18 protein-coding genes and 1 pseudogene are annotated in these 19,281 nt (G+C 62.6%); 7 read left to right on the forward strand and 12 right to left on the reverse strand.

All coding sequences use genetic code 11. The features are described 5' to 3' along the window. The first annotated feature begins 15 nt into the window (after positions 1-15). Positions 16-936 carry a lipid kinase YegS gene (gene yegS, locus AB4N98_RS20780; protein WP_065876516.1) on the forward strand — a complete coding sequence of 307 codons (921 nt, stop codon included), beginning with the start codon at positions 16-18 and terminating at the stop codon, positions 934-936. Here the strand turns inward: yegS and AB4N98_RS20785 are convergent. The 3 genes from AB4N98_RS20785 to AB4N98_RS20795 all read right to left on the reverse strand — a co-directional run bounded on the left by AB4N98_RS20785 (position 895) and on the right by AB4N98_RS20795 (position 3,249). Continuing rightward, positions 895-1,554 carry a response regulator transcription factor gene (locus AB4N98_RS20785; protein ID WP_017527645.1) on the reverse strand — a complete coding sequence of 220 codons (660 nt, stop codon included), beginning with the start codon at positions 1,552-1,554 and terminating at the stop codon, positions 895-897. The genes yegS and AB4N98_RS20785 overlap by 42 nt on opposite strands. Further along, positions 1,551-2,444, reverse strand: a complete 894-nt coding sequence (locus tag AB4N98_RS20790; protein WP_017527646.1) for a sensor histidine kinase — start codon at positions 2,442-2,444, stop codon at positions 1,551-1,553. Before AB4N98_RS20790 ends, AB4N98_RS20785 begins: the two co-directional genes overlap by 4 nt. Before the next feature lie 355 nt (positions 2,445-2,799). After that, positions 2,800-3,249, reverse strand: a complete 450-nt coding sequence (locus AB4N98_RS20795; protein ID WP_017527647.1) for a hypothetical protein — start codon at positions 3,247-3,249, stop codon at positions 2,800-2,802. A 556-nt stretch (positions 3,250-3,805) separates the two neighbouring features. Between AB4N98_RS20795 and AB4N98_RS20800 the strand changes: the two genes are divergently transcribed. Together AB4N98_RS20800 and AB4N98_RS20805 are read left to right on the forward strand one after the other, a co-directional pair. Next, on the forward strand, positions 3,806-4,741 hold the full coding sequence (locus AB4N98_RS20800; protein WP_017527648.1) for a chemotaxis protein CheV: 936 nt from the start codon (positions 3,806-3,808) through the stop codon (positions 4,739-4,741). Between the two features lie 41 nt (positions 4,742-4,782). Beyond that, complete coding sequence (locus AB4N98_RS20805; RefSeq protein ID WP_065876515.1) at positions 4,783-5,589, forward strand: MOSC domain-containing protein; 807 nt, start codon at positions 4,783-4,785, stop codon at positions 5,587-5,589. Between the two features lie 65 nt (positions 5,590-5,654). Here the strand turns inward: AB4N98_RS20805 and ppnP are convergent, their stop codons facing one another. The 8 genes and pseudogenes from ppnP to AB4N98_RS20845 form a co-directional block, all read right to left on the reverse strand. Beyond that, positions 5,655-5,936, reverse strand: a complete 282-nt coding sequence (gene ppnP / locus AB4N98_RS20810) for a pyrimidine/purine nucleoside phosphorylase (RefSeq protein WP_017527650.1) — start codon at positions 5,934-5,936, stop codon at positions 5,655-5,657. Between the two features lie 64 nt (positions 5,937-6,000). Then, positions 6,001-6,543, reverse strand: a complete 543-nt coding sequence (locus tag AB4N98_RS20815) for a 3'-5' exonuclease (RefSeq protein ID WP_017527651.1) — start codon at positions 6,541-6,543, stop codon at positions 6,001-6,003. Positions 6,544-6,616: 73 nt separating this feature from the next. Then, positions 6,617-8,500: an acetyl/propionyl/methylcrotonyl-CoA carboxylase subunit alpha gene (locus AB4N98_RS20820; RefSeq protein ID WP_065876514.1), complete on the reverse strand. Its 1,884-nt coding sequence runs from the start codon at positions 8,498-8,500 to the stop codon at positions 6,617-6,619. Between the two features lie 125 nt (positions 8,501-8,625). Further along, complete coding sequence (locus tag AB4N98_RS20825) at positions 8,626-9,387, reverse strand: enoyl-CoA hydratase/isomerase family protein (RefSeq protein WP_017527653.1); 762 nt, start codon at positions 9,385-9,387, stop codon at positions 8,626-8,628. 4 nt (positions 9,388-9,391) lie between these two features. After that, positions 9,392-10,540, reverse strand: a pseudogene (atuD, locus tag AB4N98_RS20830) (citronellyl-CoA dehydrogenase); the annotation flags it as partial. A gap of 16 nt (positions 10,541-10,556) precedes the next feature. Next, the gene (gene atuC, locus AB4N98_RS20835) at positions 10,557-12,173 is read right to left on the reverse strand and encodes a geranyl-CoA carboxylase subunit beta (RefSeq protein ID WP_017527655.1); all 1,617 of its coding nucleotides are present in this window, start codon (positions 12,171-12,173) and stop codon (positions 10,557-10,559) included. Between the two features lie 3 nt (positions 12,174-12,176). Further along, positions 12,177-13,049 carry an SDR family oxidoreductase gene (locus tag AB4N98_RS20840; protein WP_017527656.1) on the reverse strand — a complete coding sequence of 291 codons (873 nt, stop codon included), beginning with the start codon at positions 13,047-13,049 and terminating at the stop codon, positions 12,177-12,179. A gap of 11 nt (positions 13,050-13,060) precedes the next feature. Continuing rightward, positions 13,061-14,839, reverse strand: coding sequence for an acyclic terpene utilization AtuA family protein (locus AB4N98_RS20845; RefSeq protein ID WP_065876512.1), 1,779 nt, complete (start codon positions 14,837-14,839; stop codon positions 13,061-13,063). Between the two features lie 153 nt (positions 14,840-14,992). Here AB4N98_RS20845 and AB4N98_RS20850 point away from each other — a divergent pair, with 153 nt between their 5' ends. From AB4N98_RS20850 to AB4N98_RS20860, 3 genes are all read left to right on the forward strand, one after another. Further along, positions 14,993-15,616: a TetR/AcrR family transcriptional regulator gene (locus tag AB4N98_RS20850; protein ID WP_017527658.1), complete on the forward strand. Its 624-nt coding sequence runs from the start codon at positions 14,993-14,995 to the stop codon at positions 15,614-15,616. Positions 15,617-15,709: 93 nt separating this feature from the next. Beyond that, positions 15,710-16,498: a substrate-binding periplasmic protein gene (locus AB4N98_RS20855; protein WP_083221583.1), complete on the forward strand. Its 789-nt coding sequence runs from the start codon at positions 15,710-15,712 to the stop codon at positions 16,496-16,498. A gap of 68 nt (positions 16,499-16,566) precedes the next feature. Then, a complete protein-coding gene (locus AB4N98_RS20860) occupies positions 16,567-17,580 on the forward strand; it encodes a GNAT family N-acetyltransferase (protein ID WP_065876510.1) in 1,014 nt (337 codons plus the stop codon). 43 nt (positions 17,581-17,623) lie between these two features. On the opposite strand, the gene AB4N98_RS20865 is transcribed toward AB4N98_RS20860, so the two are convergent. After that, complete coding sequence (locus AB4N98_RS20865; protein WP_017527661.1) at positions 17,624-18,175, reverse strand: RNA polymerase factor sigma-70; 552 nt, start codon at positions 18,173-18,175, stop codon at positions 17,624-17,626. A gap of 303 nt (positions 18,176-18,478) precedes the next feature. Between AB4N98_RS20865 and AB4N98_RS20870 the strand changes: the two genes are divergently transcribed. After that, on the forward strand, positions 18,479-19,231 hold the full coding sequence (locus AB4N98_RS20870) for a thioesterase II family protein (protein ID WP_267863798.1): 753 nt from the start codon (positions 18,479-18,481) through the stop codon (positions 19,229-19,231). Positions 19,232-19,281: the final 50 nt, after the last annotated feature.

Raw genomic sequence — 19,281 nt, forward strand, 5'->3', positions numbered from 1 at the left:
AGGAGTACCTCGTCCATGACCAGCCCCAAGGCACTGTTGATCCTCCACGGCAAGCAAGCCCTCAACGAGGGCGTGCGCGCAGCCGTGCAGGCCCGGCGTGAGCAGGGCTGGGAGCTGGCGGTACGGGTGACCTGGGAGGGGGGCGACGCCCAGCGCTTGGTCAACGAAGCCCTGGACGACGGATACACCTGCCTGATCGCCGGTGGCGGCGACGGTACCTTGCGCGATGTGGCCGAAGCGATGGCCCTGGCCAGGACCGACGCCAGCCTGGTGCTGATGCCCCTGGGCACCGCCAATGATTTCGCCAAGGCCGCCGGTGTGCCGCTGGAGCCGGCCCTGGCGCTGGCGATGCTGGACGTGCCGCCGCGGGCGATCGACCTCGGCCAGGTCGGCGGGCAGATCTTTCTCAATATGGCCACCGGCGGCTTCGGCAGCCAGGTCACCGCCAACACCTCCGAAGACCTGAAAAAAGTCCTGGGCGGCGCCGCCTACCTGTTTACCGGCTTGACGCGTTTCAGCGAATTGACGGCGGCCTATGCCGAGCTGGACGGGCCGGATTTTCATTGGAAGGGCGAGCTGCTGGCGCTGGGCATCGGCAATGGTCGCCAGGCCGGCGGTGGGCATGAGCTGTGCCCGGGTGCCATGGCCGATGATGGCTTGCTCGACGTGAGTATTCTGCCGGCACCTCAGGAGGTGGTCGGCACGTTGCGTGAGCTGATGAGCAACGGGTGGGGCCTGGACACCATGTTTGTCCGCGCGCGCCTGCCGTGGGTCCGGATCCAGCAGGCTGAAGGGCTTTACATCAACCTCGACGGTGAGCCGCTGCAGGGTGACGATCTGCGTTTTGAAGCCTTGCCCAAGGCGCTTCGTGTGCACCTGCCGCTGGGTTCGCCGCTAGTCATCCAGGCTGATGATCTGCTCGCGCACCGCGAATAACACCAGGCCCGCGACGTCGAATATCTGCAGGCGCTTCATGATTTGCGAACGGTGCGCTTCCACGGTCTTGATGCTCAGGCCCAGGCCGTGGGCAATCTCCCGGGTGGATTTGCCACGCACGATCAGGCGCAGGATCTCCAATTGGCGCGCCGTAAGGTTATGGCTGTGGCCGGCAGGCGCGCTGGTCGCCTGGTTACGCACCAAGGCCTGGTTGATCACGGTGTGGGCGATGGCCGGGCTCAGGTAGCGCTCGTTGTTGGATAAGGCCGCCAGCGCGTGTTCCAGCTCATTGGCGGTGGTGTCCTTGAGCAGGTAGCCATGGGCGCCGGCCTCCAGCGCACACATGATCAACTGCGGGTCGGTGTGCATCGACAGGATCAGCACTTTGCTCCTGGGGTAGGCGCGCTTGAGTTGCTGCAAGGCATCCAGGCCGCTGGTGTGCTTCATCGACAGGTCCAACAGGACGATATCCGGCTGCAGCGCGCTGAACTGCTCCAGCAATTGCGCGCCATCGCTGGCTTCGCCGGCCACCGCATAGCCGGGAATGTCTTGGATCAGCGCGCGTACGCCGGCCCTGATCAGTGCGTGGTCATCCACCAGCAATAATGTACAGGTCACTCGAGAACCTTAGGGGAGCTGGCCCGTTCGAGGGCGCGCGGCGCCCAGGGGAAAAGTGCTTCGATGCGCGTGCCGGCGCCAGGCTGGCTGCTCACGGACAGGGTGCCTCCCAACTGATCGATCCGCTCGGCCATGCCGGCCATGCCCCGTTGGCCTTCGCTACCTGGGTCGATGGCGGGCGAAAAGCCCTGGCCGTCATCACAGATACTCAGCGACAGCCCTTCAGGCAGGCGTTGCAGGCGAACCAGCACGTTGCGCGCCTGGGCGTGGCGCAGCATGTTGGTCACCGCTTCCTGGGTAATGCGAAAGGCCGCCACGGCCATTTCTTCGGGGATGCCGGTCAGCCGTTGCTGGCATTCCAGGCTCCAGTGCACCGGGGTGTTTGCCAGCGTCTTGAGCAAGTGCGCGCGCAGGCTGGCTTCCAGGCCCAGGCTGGCGAGCTGTCGCGGGTTGAGGATGGCGGACACGTCGCGCACCTTGGCCAGGGTCTCATTCAAGGTGTTGCACAACACGCTGCACTGGCTTTGCAGTTCGTCCGGCAGACGCCGCTTGAGCCATTCGCTTTGCAGCTTGGCGGCGGTCAGCAGTTGGCCGATATCGTCATGCAATTCGCGGCTGAGGCGGTGGCGTTCGTTTTCTTGCACTTGCAACAGGCGCTTGGCCAGTTCGTGAGGCTGGAACTTGATGGACTTGCGCGAATACCACTGCTGCAGGCCCACCACCAGCAAGATAGCGAGGTTGAGCAGCAACACCATCAGCGGCAGCGGCGCGGATCGAACGTAGGCCCACAGGCTCAACAGCAGCGAGCCAAGGCACAGGGTGAGGATCAAACGGCGTGCATTGCTGCGGGACGCGGACCTGGCAATGAGTGTCTTGAGGCTGGCATTCATAGCGGATGGAGCCAATAAAGGTTCGCTGCGGGAAGACCGGTCACGGCGGCTGAGCGGTCTTGTTTGGAATACGTTATCGAGTCGTTTATTCGCATCATGAAGTTGGGTCACTTCGAGCGCAGGCATAGTACCACCACTCTTACCGTTGGTCGCCTGGTGCCATGACCGGCAGGCTTACTTGGCCGCGGTCTTGCCCCAGGCGGCATTCCCGGAGTGTAGGCAGTGAGAGGAAGTTGTCGTACTTGAGTGGGGGTGTGGTGATAAACATTAATAGCTAATTGATATCTATGCGCGCCGTTTTAACGGGTGAACAAGCTTCTGGGCTGTAAAGAACACGTGAGTTGAAGACGACCCATCAACTCGCGTGATGCAGGCGTTGCTGCGGCTTATAACTGAAGCTTTTTTGCGGAATCTGCAGGCTTACCGTGGCAATCAAGGTGGTTTGCTCGGTGTCGTCCATGCCCAGCTCACCCGTGCGGGTGTCGATCAATTCCAGTTGCCAGGCCAGCAGGCTCAAGCAGGCGTGCAACGCGTCCAGCGCCTGATCATGCAATTGCAGGGGGCTGGCGGCGTTGGCGATCAGATACTCGATATGCCGGGAGAATTCGCTGATAGCTTGCAGGGCCAGGCTGTCGGCTGTCTCGGCCAGTTTGGCCAAGCTGTTTTTCATGCACTCGATGGCATCGCTGTCGTCGCGGATCAAGTGCAGATGGCTCAAGCATTCTTCTGATTTTGCCAGCAGTTTTTCTGCTTCAATCAAGAACTCGGGGAAGGTGGTCTGCCATTCATTTGCGCTATTCATCATGCAAGCCTCCACAACATACGGTCGGGTGATGAGATGTCGCACTGGGTGGATGGCTTAAAAATAGCGCTGAAATTTGGCTTGGACCTGTAGGTCGCTTCTGATTTTTTAGTAAGACGTTTATTGGAATGACGGCAAGGGCCGTGCGTAGCCTTGGTGAGTGGGCTTTGTTGCACACCTTCACTTGCCGTGACATGGACGTCTGAAAGGCCTGTGGGCCGAGGGCTTGGCATGGCAAACAAAAGCCTGACTCCATTCATGCAATGAGAATGGCGTCACATTAATGGCTATTAGATACTGCGAATATCAGGTTTTGCCTGATTGTGCATAGGGGAACCCCTTACATAGCGGAACCTTGCGTCGATTTGAATGTCACGCAACGTCGCTGTACTGCCGTCTGGAGAGGCCCGCGCAGTAAAGCATGATGTCAGTGTGACATCAATCAATTTCCGTGGCACTTTACAGGGGGTCAAGGTCTGGCATTTGCCGCCGATAACTAGCTCAAGTGAACTGCATAATCCGTTCGCGCCACATTTCCAGCGCACATCAGGAGCATTTAATGGCCGGCATTCTCGACACCGTAGATCAACGTACGCAACTGGTGGGTGAGAATCGCCTGGAGATCCTCATGTTCCGCCTGTTCGGCCGGCAACTGTTTGCGATCAACGTGTTCAAGGTGCAGGAGGTCCTGCAACTGCCCAAGCTCACGCTGATGCCCCAGCGCCACCCTTTTGTGTGTGGCGTGGTCAACCTGCGTGGCCAGACCCTGCCGGTGATCGACCTGTCCCAGGCGATCGGCATGCGCCCACTGGTACCGGGCCCGAACAGCACCATCATCGTCACCGAGTACAACCGCTCGGTGCAGGCGTTCCTGGTCGGTGGCGTGGACCGCATCGTCAACATGAACTGGGAAGCCATCCTGCCGCCGCCGACCAGCGCCGGGCGCCAGCATTACCTCACCGCCATCAGTAAGGTCGATGACCAGTTGGTGGAAATCATCGACGTCGAAAAAGTCCTCGCCGAAATCGTGCCCTACAACGCCAAGGTCTCGCGTGAAAAACTCGAAGACCCGGTGCTGGAACGTGCCCGTGGGCGCGAAGTGCTGCTGGTGGACGACTCCAACGTTGCCCTCTCGCAACTGCGCGACACCCTGGGCCAACTGGGCGTGAAGATGCACATCGCCAGCGACGGCCTCAAGGCGTTGAACATGCTCAAGGCCTGGGCCGATGAGGGTCACGTGATGACCGACAAACTGCTGATGATCTTCACCGACGCCGAAATGCCCGAGATGGACGGCTACCGCCTCACCACCGAAATCCGCAACGACCCGCGCCTGCGCAAACTCTACGTGGTGCTGCACACCTCGCTGTCGGGCAGCTTCAACGAATCGATGGTGAAGAAGGTCGGGTGCGACAATTTCCTGTCCAAATTCCAGCCCGACAAACTGGTGGATGTGGTGCGTCAGCGACTGATGCTGGACGAAGCCTCGGCTTGACCTTAGGGTTGCACTCTTTGCCCCCCGAGGAATGCAGGCCCATGCTTCGTCTCAGCGCGTTGTACCGTTACCCCTTGAAGTCCGGCAAGGCCGAAACCTTGCAGGCTGTCGGCCTGGATAAACTCGGGCTGGAGGGCGATCGACGCTGGATGCTGGTGGACGAAGCCAGCGGGCGTTTCCTCACGCAGCGCGCCGTGGCGAAGATGAGCCAATTGTCGGCGTTGTGGAACGCTGCCGGCGGGCTCACCCTGAGTTCGCCGGGCTACCTGCCGTTGGACGTGGCGTTGCCCGGCAGCGCCAACGAACTGCGCGGCGTGACCATTTGGCGCGACACCCTGCGTGTGCCGGATGCCGGTGACGCCGCCGCTGCCTGGGTCAGCGATTTCATCGGCAAGCCGACGCGCCTGGTGCAGATGCCCGTGGAATATGCGCGCAGCACCCAGGCGGGTTATGGCCGCGATGATGACCAGGTGGCGTTCGCCGATGGTTACCCGTTGCTGCTCATCGGCCAGGGCTCCCTCGATGACCTCTGCGCAAAAATCGGCCGCCCCATGCCGATGCTGCGTTTTCGCCCCAACCTGGTGATCGAAGGCGCTGAAGCCTTTGCCGAGGACGGCTGGAAGCGCCTGCGCATCGGCGATATCGAATTTCGTGTGGTCAAGCCCTGCTCGCGCTGCATCCTCACCACCATCGACCCACAGACCGGCGAGCGCAGCGCCGACCGCGAACCCTTTGCCACGCTGCAAACCTACCGCAACACGCAAGAGGGCGCGATGTTCGGCCAAAACCTGGTCAACGACGGGGTAGGGCGCCTGGAAGTAGGCATGCCGGTGACTGTCCTGGAATAATTTTCAGTGCCCATAAAAAATGCCCGTCTCGCAGGAGACGGGCATTTTTTTGTTCGGTTGAACCCTCAGCCGCGGTATTCGCACAGGTAAGCGGTATCGACGGCGACCTTCAGCTGGAACTTGCTGTTGGCTGGTACGTTGAACTGGCTGCCGGCGGCGAAGGTTTCCCACTCGGCGTCAGGCAGCTTGACGATAAGGGCGCCGGAGACCACATGCATGATTTCACGCTGGGCCGTGCCGAATTCGTATTCGCCCGGGGCCATGACGCCGATGGTCGCCGGACCTTCTGCGGTGCCGAAAGCGATCGACTTGACGGTGCCGTCGAAGTACTCGTTGACTTTAAACATGGGCGATTCCTCGGAAAAAGGGTCTGAAAAGGTCGGCCAGTATGCCCAAGGCCAACGGGGCTGCCTAGACCGGCAAAATCAGCGGCAGCAGGCGCGCGGTGTTGCGCGCATCTTCGAGTGCCCGATGTTGCTGGCCATGGAACTGCATCCCCGCCAATTGCAGGGCGCCATTGAGCCCCAGGGGCTTGTCCAGGCGCCGGGCCTTGGCGAAGCGCTGCTTGAGGTTCACATGGGGCTTTTCGGTGAGTGCGCTGGCCAGGCCATTGCGCTGCCATTCGAGCTCCAACTGCGCGCGATCATAGTCGCCCCAACTGGCCCAGCCCTCCAGGCGCGGTTGATGCTGGCCCAGCCAGCGTTCGAACAGCGGCCACACCTCGGTGATGGGCGCCGCGCTGTCGATGTTCGCCTGGGTGATGTGGGTGAGCTGGCGGCAAAAAGGCGTCAGCAAGGGGCGGCGCAGCGGCCGCACAAAGCGCTGGAAGTGGTCCAGTTCGCGGCCCTGGCGGTTGACCAGGCTCGCGCCGATCTCGATGACTTCCATTTCCGTCACGGGCCAGCCGCCTTCATCCGTTGTGGCTTCAAGGTCAATAATCAGCCAATGAGGCATCGTGCAGGTTCCCGTACTCGTCTCTTCCTGATGGGGATAGAGCGTAGCCCGGCCTTGTAGTTCCGCCCAGGGCCTATTCAATCTCCAGTAAAACCTGGCGATTGCGCACCTGATCGCCGGTTGCGACTTGCACGCCTTTGACGATGCCATCAATGCCCGCGGTCAGTGGATGCTCCATTTTCATGGCTTCCAGCACCAGCAGCAGTTGGCCTTTGCTCACACGCTCACCGGCATTGACGCGCACATCGACAATGGCGCCGTCCATCGGTGCCTTGAGCGTACCGCTGCCGGCGTCGGCCTGAGGGTTGGCGACGGGTTGGGTGCGGTTGGTCAGCGCCAGGCCCGGCAGCCACAGGCGGTCGCCGTCGAGGTGGTAGGCGATGCGACGGCGAATGCCGTTGAGCACAAACGTGGCGTGACGGCCGTCGGTGGTGAGCGGCAGGGCGGCGGCGGTGACGCTGTGGATCTGGTCGTTGACCTCAAGGCGGCAGGTCCAGGGCGTGCTGGCGTTGTTGCGCCATCCCGCCAAGCCTGGGGGATGCGGGCGGGCGCTGTGGTGATAAAACAGCGCGGCGGCCAGGGCGAGTTGTTCGTCGGTCGCAGGCTGTCGGGCAATGACGCTGAAGTGCTCGGCGATAAACCCGGTGGTGAAATCGCCGCCGATAAAGCCTGGATGCGTGAGCAGGTCGGCCAACAGGCGCTGGTTGGTGGTTACTCCGAGCAGTTGCGTGTCTTGCACCGCGCGCAACAACTTGCGCCGTGCCTCTTCGCGGGTGGCACCGTGGGCGATGATCTTGCCTTGCATGGCGTCGTAGAACGGGCCGATGGTATCGCCCTCGCACAGCCCGTGGTCGATTCGCACACCGGGCGCGGGTTCCCAGCGCAGCACCTCACCGGTCTGCGGCAGAAAGCCCTGGGCCGGGTCTTCGGCGTACAGGCGCGCTTCGATGGCGTGGCCGGTCAACGTCACGTCTTCTTGGGTCAAGGGCAGCGCCTGGCCGGCGGCGATCTGCAATTGCAACTGAACCAGGTCCAGGCCGGTAATCAACTCCGTGACCGGGTGCTCCACTTGCAGGCGGGTGTTCATTTCCAGGAAGTAAAACCGGCCGTTGCGGTCGAGCAGGAACTCCACGGTACCGGCGCCCACATACGTCACCGCGCGGCCGGCCCTGAGCGCGGCTGCGCCCATGGCCTGGCGCAGCTCGGGCGTCATCACCGGGCACGGCGCTTCTTCAATGACTTTTTGATGGCGGCGCTGGATCGAACAGTCGCGCTCACCGAGGTAGATGAGGTGGCCATGGGTGTCGCCGAACAGTTGGATTTCGACGTGGCGCGGCTCGATCAGCGCCTGTTCCAGAATCAGCTCATCACTGCCGAACGCGTTCTGCGCCTCGGAGCGCGCGGTGCGCACGTGTTCCAGCAAATGTTCGCGCTGATGCACCAGGCGCATGCCACGCCCGCCGCCACCGGCGCTGGCCTTGATCATCAACGGGTAGCCGATGCGCTCGGCTTCCCGTTGCAACGTGGTGTCGTCCTGGGCGCTGCCCTGGTAACCGGCGATGCAGGGCACACCGGCGTCGAGCATGGCCAGTTTGGACAGGCGCTTGCTGCCCATCAACTCGATGGCCTCGACGCTGGGGCCGATAAAGGTGAGGTTGGCCTGCCGGCAGGCGCGGGCAAAGTCGGGGTTTTCCGAAAGGAAGCCGTAGCCGGGGTGGATGGCGTCGGCACCTGTGCGTCGGGCTGCGTCGAGGATGGCCGGGATGTTGAGGTACGACTGCTGCACCGGCGCCGCGCCGATATTCACCGCTTCGTCCGCCATTTGCACATGCAGGGCCTGGCTGTCGGCCTCGCTGTACACCGCCACGGTGCGGTAGCCCAGGGCTTGGGCAGTGCGCTGGATGCGGCAGGCGATTTCGCCGCGGTTGGCGATGAGGATTTTGTTGAATGCGGGCATTGGGTTATCCCTCGGGTTATACGGGTGTCTGTTCCGGCCTCATCGGGGGCAAGCCCCCTCCCACATTTGAAACGCGTTCCCCTGTGGGAGAAGCGTTGCGACGATTCGACTTGCCCCCGATGGCGTCATTTGCACCACCCAGGCTTGCGCTTCTGCACAAAAGCCTGGGTCCCCTCAATCCCTTCTTCACCGGTCACCGCCTCGGCAAACCACTGCGCCGCCTGATCCAGCAGCGGCCCCAACGGCTGTTGCGCGCTGGCCAGCAACAGCGCTTTGGTGCGCGCATTGGCCTTCGGCGCGCACTGCAACACCTGGCCCAGCAACGCGTCCAATCGCTGCGCCAATGCCTGTGGATCGCTTTCGGTAAAGTGCACCAGCCCCAACCGCTCGGCCTCGACCCCATCAAAGCGCGCTGCCGTCAGGGCCAGTCGTCGGGCCTGGGTGAGGCCGATGCGCTTGACCACGAACGGTGCGATCTGCGCCGGCAACAGGCCCAGGCTGGTTTCCGGCAAGCCGAACTGCGCCTTGTGGTCGGCAATGGCGATATCGCTGACGCATGCCAGGCCAAATCCACCGCCCAACACCGCACCTTGCAGCACCACGATCACCACCTGCGAAACGGCTTCGACCTCTTGCAACAAGGCGCCGAAAGCTCGGTTTAATGCGGCCAGCTGATCGCCCGCCGTAACCAGGTCCTTCACATCCGCCCCAGCGCAGAAGTGTCCGCCCGCGCCGCTGATCACCACGGCCCGCACCTGGCTGTCCAATTGCGCCAGGGCCGTGCGCAGTTCGTTGACCATCTGCAGGCTCATGGCGTTGCGGCATTCCGGCCGGTTGAGGGTAATGTGCAGCACGCCGTTGTGCGGTTCGAGCAGTAGAGTGTTCATGGTTTTTCCCCGGCAGGGTGCCCATCAGTTTGCAGATGATGCCCAGCATGATTTCGTCGGCGCCGCCGCCGATCGACACCAGGCGCACGTCGCGATAGGCCCGCGCTACCGGGTTGTCCCACATAAAGCCCATGCCGCCCCAATATTGCAGGCAGCTGTCACTGACTTCGCGGCCCAGGCGCCCGGCCTTGAGTTTGGCCATGGACGCCAGGCGAGTCACGTCCTGGCCCTTGATATATTGCTCGGTGGCCTGGTACACCAGCGCCCGCAGGCATTCGATTTCGGTGCTCAGTTCGGCCAGGCGAAAGTGGATCACCTGGTTGTCGATCAGCGCCTTGCCGAAGGTCTGGCGCTCCTTGCAATAGTCGATGGTGCTGTCGATGCAGTGCTCCAGGCCCTTGATCATGTTGGCCGCGCCGAACAGGCGTTCTTCCTGGAATTGCAGCATCTGCATCATGAAACCCGCGCCTTCATGGCCGATGCGGTTGCGTTGTGGCACGCGCACGCCATCGAAGAACACCTGGGCGGTTTCGGAGCTGTGCATGCCGAGCTTTTCCAGGGGCGGGCTGACGCTGACACCGGGGGTGTTCATGGGCACCATGATCAGTGATTTGTTGATGTGCGGCTTGTCGTCGGAGGTGTTGGCCAGCAGGCAAATGAAGTCGGCGCTGGGCGAGTTGGTGATCCACATTTTGCTGCCGTTGATCACGTAGTCATCGCCATCCTTGCGCGCGTGGGTCTTGAGCCCGGCCACGTCGGAGCCGGCGCCGGTTTCCGAGACCCCGATGCAACCGACCTGCTCGCCACTGATGGCCGGGCGCAGGAATTGCTCGCGCAGCTCATCGGAGCCGAAGCGGGCGAGGGCGGGGGTGCACATGTCGGTCTGCACGCCGATGGACATGGGAATGCCGCCGCAATGGATGGTGCCGAACTCTTCGGCGGCGACAATCGAGTAGCTGTAGTCCAGGCCCATGCCGCCGAACTTTTGCGGCTTGCAAATGCCCAGCAGGCCGAGGTCGCCGGCCTTGCGGAAGATCTCGTGGATGGGAAAACGCCCGGCCTTTTCCCATTCGTCCACATGGGGGTTGATCTCGCGGTCAACGAAGGCGCGCACGCTGCGGCGCAGTTCCTGGTGTTCCTGGGTGAAGATCATGGTTTTTGTTCTCCTGTTAGAAACGCGCCACGCCGAAGCTGTTCGGTTGCAATTGCCGTACTTCGGCCTCGTGGCAGATATCCAGCAAAAAACCGAGCAGCGTTCGCGTATCCCGAGGATCGATCAGCCCGTCGTCCCACAGGTTCGCGCTGCCATACAGCGCAGTGGACTGGCTGTCGAGTTTCTGCGCGGTGACCTGCTCCAGCATGTCTAGCATCTTGGGGTCGGGCACCAGGCCGTCCTTGAGTTGCTTGGCCTCGGTGACGATACGCAGCACCTTGCCTGCCTGCGCCCCGCCCATCACCGCCGTGCGGCTGTTGGGCCAGGCGAAGATAAAGCGCGGGTCGAGGCCGCGGCCGCACATCGCGTAATTGCCGGCGCCGTAGGAGCCGCCCACCACAATCGTGAGTTTAGGCACCCGTGCATTGGCCACCGCCTGGATCATCTTCGCGCCGTGCTTGATCACCCCTTGCTGCTCCGATTCGGTGCCGACCATGAAGCCGGTGGTGTTATGCAGGAACAGCAGCGGCGTGCGGCTCTGGTCGCACAGCTGGATAAACTGCGCGGCCTTGCTGGCGCCCTTGGGCGTGATGGGGCCGTTGTTACCGATCACGCCGACGGCGCGACCCTGGATGTGCAAATGGCCGCAGACGGTGTGGGCGTCGAACTCACCCTTGAATTCGAGGAAGCGCGAGCCGTCGCCCAGGCGCGCGAGGATCTCGCGCACGTCGTAGGGCTTTTTCGGGTCATCGGGGATCAATCCCAGCAGTTCGTCGACGGGGTACAGCGGTTCTGTGTAGGTGCGTTGTGGCGCTGCCGGCAGGCGATCATTCCACGGCAGCAGGCCGACGATCTCCCGTACGATGCGCACGCCGTCGGCGTCGTTTTGCGCCAGGTATTCGGCGGTGCCGGCGGTTTGCGCGTGCATCTGGGCGCCGCCCAGTTCTTCATCGGTGGCCACTTCACCCGTCGCGGCCTTGAGCAGGGGCGGCCCGGCGAGGAACAGTTTGGCCTTGCCGCGCACCACCACCACGTAATCCGACAACCCCGGCTGATACGCCCCGCCGGCCGTGGCCGAGCCATGCACCACGGTGATCTGCGGCAAGCCCATGGCCGACATGCGCGCCTGGTTGGCAAAGCTGCGCGCGCCTTCGACGAAGATCTCGGCGGCGTAGTTGAGGTTGGCGCCGCCGCTTTCGGCCAGGGTCACCACCGGCAGTTTGTTTTCCAGGGCGATCTGTTGCAGGCGCAGGGATTTTTTCAGGCCGGTAGGGGAGATGGTGCCGCCCTTGATCGCGCTGTTGTTGGCCACCACCAGCGTGCGCACCCCGCTGACATAGCCGATACCGGCGATCAACCCGCCACCGGCGGCGCTGCCGTCCTTGTCGTCATGCAGCTTGTAGCCGGCCAGGCTGGCCAGTTCCAGGAACGGCGCCCCAGGGTCCAGCAGCAGGTCCAGACGCTCGCGGGGCAGCAATTGGCCGCGTGTGTCGAACTTGGGCTTGGCTTCCTGGGCTTTGCTCAGCAGGTTCTGCTCCAGTTGGCGCAGGTGCTGGAGGCTTTCCAGCAGGGCCTGGCGGTTCTGCGCGAACTGCGGGCTGTGCGGGTCGATCAGGCTTTCAATCACCGGCATGCGCTATTGCTCCGTCTTGAGCACATCGGGTAGATACGCCCGATGAAAACCATTGAAGGGCTCGCTTGGCGGCTGCGCCTTGTGCAGCGGCCAGGCGCGGCTGCCCAGGCTGGCGGCGCCGTCGATGCGCAGGGTGCTGCCGCTGATGAACGCGGCGGCGGGGCTGAGCAGGAACACAATGGCGGCGCTGACTTCCGATTCGGTGCCGATGCGTTTGAGTGGCACATGTTCGCGCAAGGTCGGGATCACTGCCTTGAATGCGCCTTCGTAGGTGTCCATGCCGCTGGATGCGATCCAGCCTGGCGCTACGGCGTTGACCCGCACGCCGGCGCAGGCCCATTCGACGGCGGCGGTCTTGGTGAAGTTGTCCATGCCCGCGCGCGCCGCGCCCGAGTGGCCCATGCCAGGCATGCCGCCCCACATGTCGGCGAGCATATTGACGATGGCGCCGCCGTGCGTGCTCATCGACTGGTTGAACACTTCCCGCGCCATCAGGAAGCCGCCCACCAGGTTGGTGCGCAGTACGGTTTCAAAGCCCTTTTGATTGATCGAGGCAAGCGGCGAGGGGTACTGGCCCCCGGCATTGTTGACCAACCCGTGCACGGGGCCGTGCTCGTTGATGATCTGCGTGACCAGCGCCGTCACCGCCTCTTCGTCGCGAATATCACAGGCGTGCCAATGGGCGCTGCCACCGTCCTCGGTGATTTCCTGCGCGACCTGTTGCAGCTTTGGCGCCTTGCGCCCCACCAGAACCACGCGGGCGCCCAGGGCTGCCAGCTCGTGGGCGGTGCACCGGCCAATACCGCTGCCGCCACCGGTGACGATCAGGGTGTGCCCCTGGAAAAGGTCGGCTTTGAAGATCGAGTCGAAAGCCACGGCAGCGCTCCTTATTTGAATTGATCGGCGATGTGTTGCGGCACCGCGATGGGGATTTCCAGCAACTGCTGGGCGAAGGCCTTGCCTTGCGGGTCGATGCGCAAGCTGGCGATACCGCCGCCGCCCAGGGCGTTTTCCAGCAGGAAATTCAGGCTGTGGCTGCCGGGCAGGTACCAGCGCTCGACGCGGCCATACACGGGGTCGAGGACGTGGCTCATCCAGTCGACGACGACTTGTGGGGTCAGCGTTTCGGCGATCCACGGCAGGTACTCGGGCTGGCGGGCGATCACGCCGATATTGCTGTGGTTGCCCTTGTCGCCGGAGCGCGCCACCGCGAGTTTCACCAGCGGCACGCTGGCGTCGGCGCAGCCTTGCGCGGTTGGCGGATCAAGTGGCGCTGCGGGAGTGGCCAATACGGTAGCGGCAGGCAAGGTGCAGGGGTGGCGCTTGCCTTCGAACTCGATCAGCGGCTCACACAGGGTTTTGTCGACCAGGAACGAAAACAGCCGAATCAACGGATACACCGTGGGCCGCCCGCCGACGATGCCGGTGAGCCCCGGCGCCATGCCCGTGGCGGCCTGGGCGATTTCGCGGGCGAACAGCACCAGTGCCTGCTTGCTCGGGTGCCGCACCGCCAGTTTCATCACCACCTCGCGGCAGTCGTGGCGCCGGGCGTGGGCGCCATAGGTCGCTTCGCTGCCCAGCAGTTCTATATTCACGTCGGTGTAAGGCGCCCAGCCGCGTTGGCTGAACAGCTGCGAGGTCTTGTGGATGATCGCCTGGCTGACGCGCTCGGCCTTGGCCACCGCGTCGATCCCGGCGATCAGGCAACTGGCGGTGCAGCGGAATCCGTCGGGGTAGGTGGCGCTGACCTTGTACTGGTCGGTCGGCGGCAGCCCTTTGGCGCCGCGCAGGTGAACGCGGTTCTCCCCTTGTTGCTGCAAGGTGACCTGGCTGAAATCGCAGATCACGTCGGGCAACAGATACGCGCGCGGGTCGCCGATCTCATACAGCAGTTGTTCGGCCACGCTGAGTTCGCTGATCAGCCCGCCACTGCCGTCGACTTTAGCGACGGTGAACGAGCCGTCGGCGCTGACCTCGACGATGGGAAAACCGATGTGCTCGTAGTCGGGCACCTCGCGCCAATCGGTGAAGTTGCCGCCGGTGCATTGGGCGCCGCATTCGATGATATGGCCGGCGAGCGCGGCCTGGGCGAGCTGGTCATAGTCATGCCATGCCCACTTGAATTCATGCACCAACGCCGCGCTGACGACCGCACTGTCGACGACCCGGCCGGTGATGACGATGTCGGCGCCCAGCGTCAAAGCCTGTGCGATGCCCGGAGCACCGAGGTAGGCATTGGCCGATACGCACACCGGCGGCAATGGCGCGCCGCTGAACATGTCGCGGATATTGGGCAATTGCTTGAGTCGGGGGTGCAGGTCATCCCCGAGCAATACCGCGATTTTCAACGCGATGCCGGCCTTGTCGCAGGCCGCTTGCAGGGCGGTGGCGCAGGCCTGGGGGTGGATCCCGCCGGCATTGCTGATCACGCGGATGCCCTGGCGCTGGATCTCGGCCAGCAGCGGCGTGAGCACTTCGACGAAATCCGTGGCGTAACCGGCCTGTGGGTCTTTCATCCGCGCACCGGCGAGGATCGACAGGGTGACTTCCGCCAGGTAATCGAACACCAGGTAATCCAGCGCGCCGCCGTGTACCAACTGCGCGGCGGCGGTGCAGGTGTCGCCCCAAAAGGCACTGGCGCAGCCGATACGAACCGTCTTGCTCATGAGAAATCCTTCCTCGAGTGGCTGGCGATGAGACTACCAAGCAAGCGCTTGGTTTGTAAACATTGGATACAAGTTTCACCCAAGCGCTTGCTTGGTTGGCCGGCACCGCCTAAATTGCCGGCCAAGACGTCAGTAGAAGTAAAGGAGAGCAGCATGGATGAGCAAACAGCCCTGCGGGTGATGCGCACCATGGTCGACGGCGGGCAATTGACCGACCCCGACAGCGCCCGGGGCAAGTTGCTGCAAACCGCGGCTCACCTGTTTCGCCACAAAGGCTTTGAACGCACCACCGTGCGCGACCTGGCAGGCGCGGTGGGCATTCAGAGCGGCAGCATCTTTCATCACTTCAAGAGCAAGGATGAGATCCTGCGTGCGGTGATGGAGGAAACCATCCATTACAACACCGCGCTGATGCGGGCTTCGCTGGAAGAGGCCGGCACCGTGCGCGAGCGTGTGCTGGCGCTGATTCGCTGCGAATTGCAGTCGATCATGGGCGGCAGCGGCGAGGCCATGGCGGTGCTGGTGTACGAATGGCGCTCACTGTCGGCCGAGGGCCAGGCCCAGGTCCTGGCCCTGCGCGACGTGTATGAAGAGCTCTGGTTGCAGGTACTGGGGGAGGCCAAGGCGGCCGGCTACATCAAAGGCGATGTGTTTATCGTCCGACGTTTCCTCACCGGCGCGTTGTCCTGGACCACCACCTGGTTTCGCGCCGAGGGCAGCCTGACCCTTGAGCAATTGGCCCAAGAGGCGCTGTTGATGGTGCTCAAACCTGACTGAGGCGCAAGCTATTAATTTGCCGACGGAAAGTTGTTTCGCCAGGCAAAAACGCCTAGCTTATCGCCATCAATGTGTTGAACGGTGTGTGCCTTGATGTTATCGCCATGGCGGTTGGCTGCAGGACTTACTTTATGGGCACTGGGCACCGCGTGGTGGATGCCGGCTTCGGCTGCGCAACTGGTACGCATCGGCGCGGCGCATTTTCCGCCCTACACCGTGCGCCCGGAGCAGGGCGCCGACACCGGTTTGCTGCCGCAATTGGTCGAGGCCCTGAATGCCTCGCAAAGCGACTACCAGTTTGTGCTGGTGCCCACCTCCATCCCCCGACGTTTTCGCGATTTCGAACAAGGCCGGGTCGACATGGCGATTTTCGAGAACCCCGATTGGGGCTGGAAAAACATTCAACACACAGCCGTCGACATGGGCCTGGAAGATGCGGAAGTGTTTGTCGCGCAGCGCAAGCCAGGTCGTGAGCAGCGCTATTTCGCTGACCTCGATGGCAAACGCCTGGCAGTGTTCAGTGGTTATCACTATGCCTTCGCTCACTTCAACCCCGACCCCAAGTACATGGCCGAGCACTTCAACGCCACGTTGACCTACTCCCATGACAGCAACCTGCAAATGGTCGCCCGTGACCGTGCTGATATCGCCTTGGTGACCCGTTCTTACTTGAGCGACTTCATGGTGCGCAACGCCGCCATAGCCGGCACGTTCCTGGTCTCGCAGCGCATCGACCAGGTGTATCACCATTACGCCTTGCTACGGCCCGGGGCGCCGATTACCGGCGAAGCGTTCAGCGCCATGCTCAAGCGTTTGCGCGACAGCGGCCAGATGCTGAAAATTTTCGAGCCGTACCGCATCGATGTGATGGCAGTACCCTGATCGGCTAAATTTGTGCACGCGGCTCACGTCACTTCTTTATCCAGTCGACGCTACCGTGAGCCCTCTCCATGTCCAATCCGAATGACCCGTCGGTCTTGCCCTTGCCGGCCGGGCCGGCCCTGAATGCCGATGAAACCGAAAACCACCTGAGCCTGACCCTGGAAGGCCAGCCACTGGCCCGCTTGCGCCTGGAGCGCGGCGACGAACTGCATGTGCATTGGCAGCAACCCGGCGAGGTGCCGTCCGCAAAGGCGTTGTGGGCCGCCTGCTATTGGTTGTTCGCCAAAGAGCCGACCCGCCAGCGCCTGGCCTGGCACCTTGAACATGTGCCGGAGGATGCGTTGCGCAGCGGTTTGCTGCGGACCACCGAGATTGCCGGGCAGTATCACTGTAAGCGCACCCTGTTTTGGCAACTGCCCCAGCCGTGGCTCGGGCATTCCCCTGCTGGCAGTTACCCGCAACAGATGGTTATCAGTGCCGGCAAGCGCCACCCTGCGCGCCCGCCGAAACCACGGGGTGAGGTTTATCGCCGTTTCGACGCGCGCCTGGGTGCCTGGATTTCCCTGCGAACCGTGGAGATTGACGTCGACCTGGCGCGCTTCAATCGCTGGCAGAACAGCCCGCGCGTGGCGAGTTTCTGGCAGGAAAGCGGCAGCCTGCAACAGCATCGCGAGTACCTGGACAAGCTTGAGGCCGACCCGCACACCCTCACCTTGATCGGCTGCTTCGATGACGAACCCTTTGCCTATTTTGAAGCGTACTGGGCCAAGGAAGATCGCATCGCACCGTTCTACGACGCCGCTGACTACGATCGCGGCATCCACATGCTGGTAGGCGAGGAGCATCATCGCGGCCCGCACAAGGTCGCCAGTTGGCTATCGGCGCTGGTGCACTACTTGTTACTGGATGACCCGCGCACCCAGCGTGTGGTGGCGGAGCCGCGTGCCGACAACGCGAAGATGATCGGCCATATGCACAACCAGTGTTTCCACTGCGAAAAGGAGTTCGACTTCCCGCATAAGCGCGCGGCGCTGATGCTGCTGGGGCGCGAGCGGTTTTTTGAGCGGTGTGGGTTAGCGTGAAGGGGCGCTGATCGTTCCCGTCGTGGGAACGATCAGCGGGCGGTCATACCCGCCGCGCGAAGGTGTCGCTGTGGTTGCCCGAAACCTTGCGGCAGTGCACCAGCGCATCGCGAATCATGAAGTTCACCAGTGTGGGCGAAACCCCCAGCTCCTTGGCGATGTCCTTTTGCGGCACGCCATGCAGGCGGTACATCTCGAACGCGTAGCGGGTGCGCTGGGGCAACTCGGTCAGCGCGTCGGCGATGTTTTCCAGGGTGTTGAAGTTGATGTGCGAGGTTTCCGGCGAGGCGCCGTGAATCACCACATTCAAGCCTTCCTCCTCCGGCCCCGAATATTTGAGCTCCAGGGCCTGCTTGCGGTAGTGGTCGATCGCCAGGTTGCGCACGATCTGGAACAGGTAACTCAACTGGGCCTTGAACGATGAGGTGATCGTAGGCGCCGATTGCAGTCGAAAGTAGGCGTCCTGCACAACGTCTTCGGCACGGGAGCGGCAACCGGTAATGCGTGCCGCGATCTTCACCAGAATCAGCCGATTGTCGACGAATGCCTGGAGAAGGGGTGAGTCGCACCTGCCTGTGGATACTTGTTCCGTCATGGAAATCACCTTGTCGCAAAAGAGGTTGGGAGAGGGCGTCCTTGCTGAGGCCTCCTACACATCGGGCAACAAATTATGCTTAATGATAATTATTGTCAAATGAGAAGAGGAACTAATCTTATGCCTTCCGGTTCGATGTGAACCACCTCTCGCTCGGCGCCTGCGACTAATTATTTGCCGGTGCCGTCCGTTCTTCTGGGTGACAGGTCCGTTAGTCAAGCGGCCAAGGATCAGCCACCCGCAGGAGGACGAAATGGGTTTTTACCGTGCACACAGCGTGTTTCAGTGGGGAGTGCTCAAGCGATGAGTGCACCGACCAGACTGCGCCTGTTCTGCCTGCCCTATTCCGGCGCCAGTGCCATGGTTTATGCGCGTTGGCGGCGAAGCCTGCCGGACTGGTTGCACGTGTGCCCGCTGGAATTGCCCGGTCGTGGCATGCGCATGGACGAGCCCTTGCAGCGCGATATCAAGGCGTTGGCCGCGCAACTCGCCGAGGAGATCAGCCATGACCTGAGCGGCCCTTATGCCGTGTTCGGTCACAGCCTTGGCGGGCTGCTGGCCTTCGAGCTGGTCCATGCGCTGGCCGCACGCAACCTGCCGGCGCCACTGGCCCTGTTCGCCTCCGGCACCGCAGGCCCCGCGCGCCGCGATGTCAGCGAATACGCCATCGAAAAGACCGATGCACAACTGATCGACCGCCTGCGCGAGTTGCAGGGCACTGCCGAAGAAGCCTTGGCCAACCCCGAATTGATGCAACTGATGCTGCCGATCCTGCGCGCCGACTTCCTGCTTTGCGGCAGTTTCATCTACGGCCGGCGCGCGCCGCTGGGCATGCCGATTCATGTGTTCGGCGGCAAGCAGGACAGCGTGCGTGCCGACCAATTGCTCGACTGGCAACTCGATGCCGCCAGCGGCTTCTCCCTCGACCTGTTCGACGGCCACCACTTCTTCCTCGTGCAGCACGAAAGCGCCGTGCTGCGCTGCCTGCGGCGCTACGCCGAAGAACATCTGGCCCGCTGGCGCAATGGCGCGGCGCGGCAACGGGTTGCCGGCTGAAGCCCCCCAATTTCATAATTTCCCGTAAGCCGATTTCAGGCAGGAACCCC

The sequence above is a fragment of the Pseudomonas sp. S3_E10 genome (assembly GCF_054667615.1).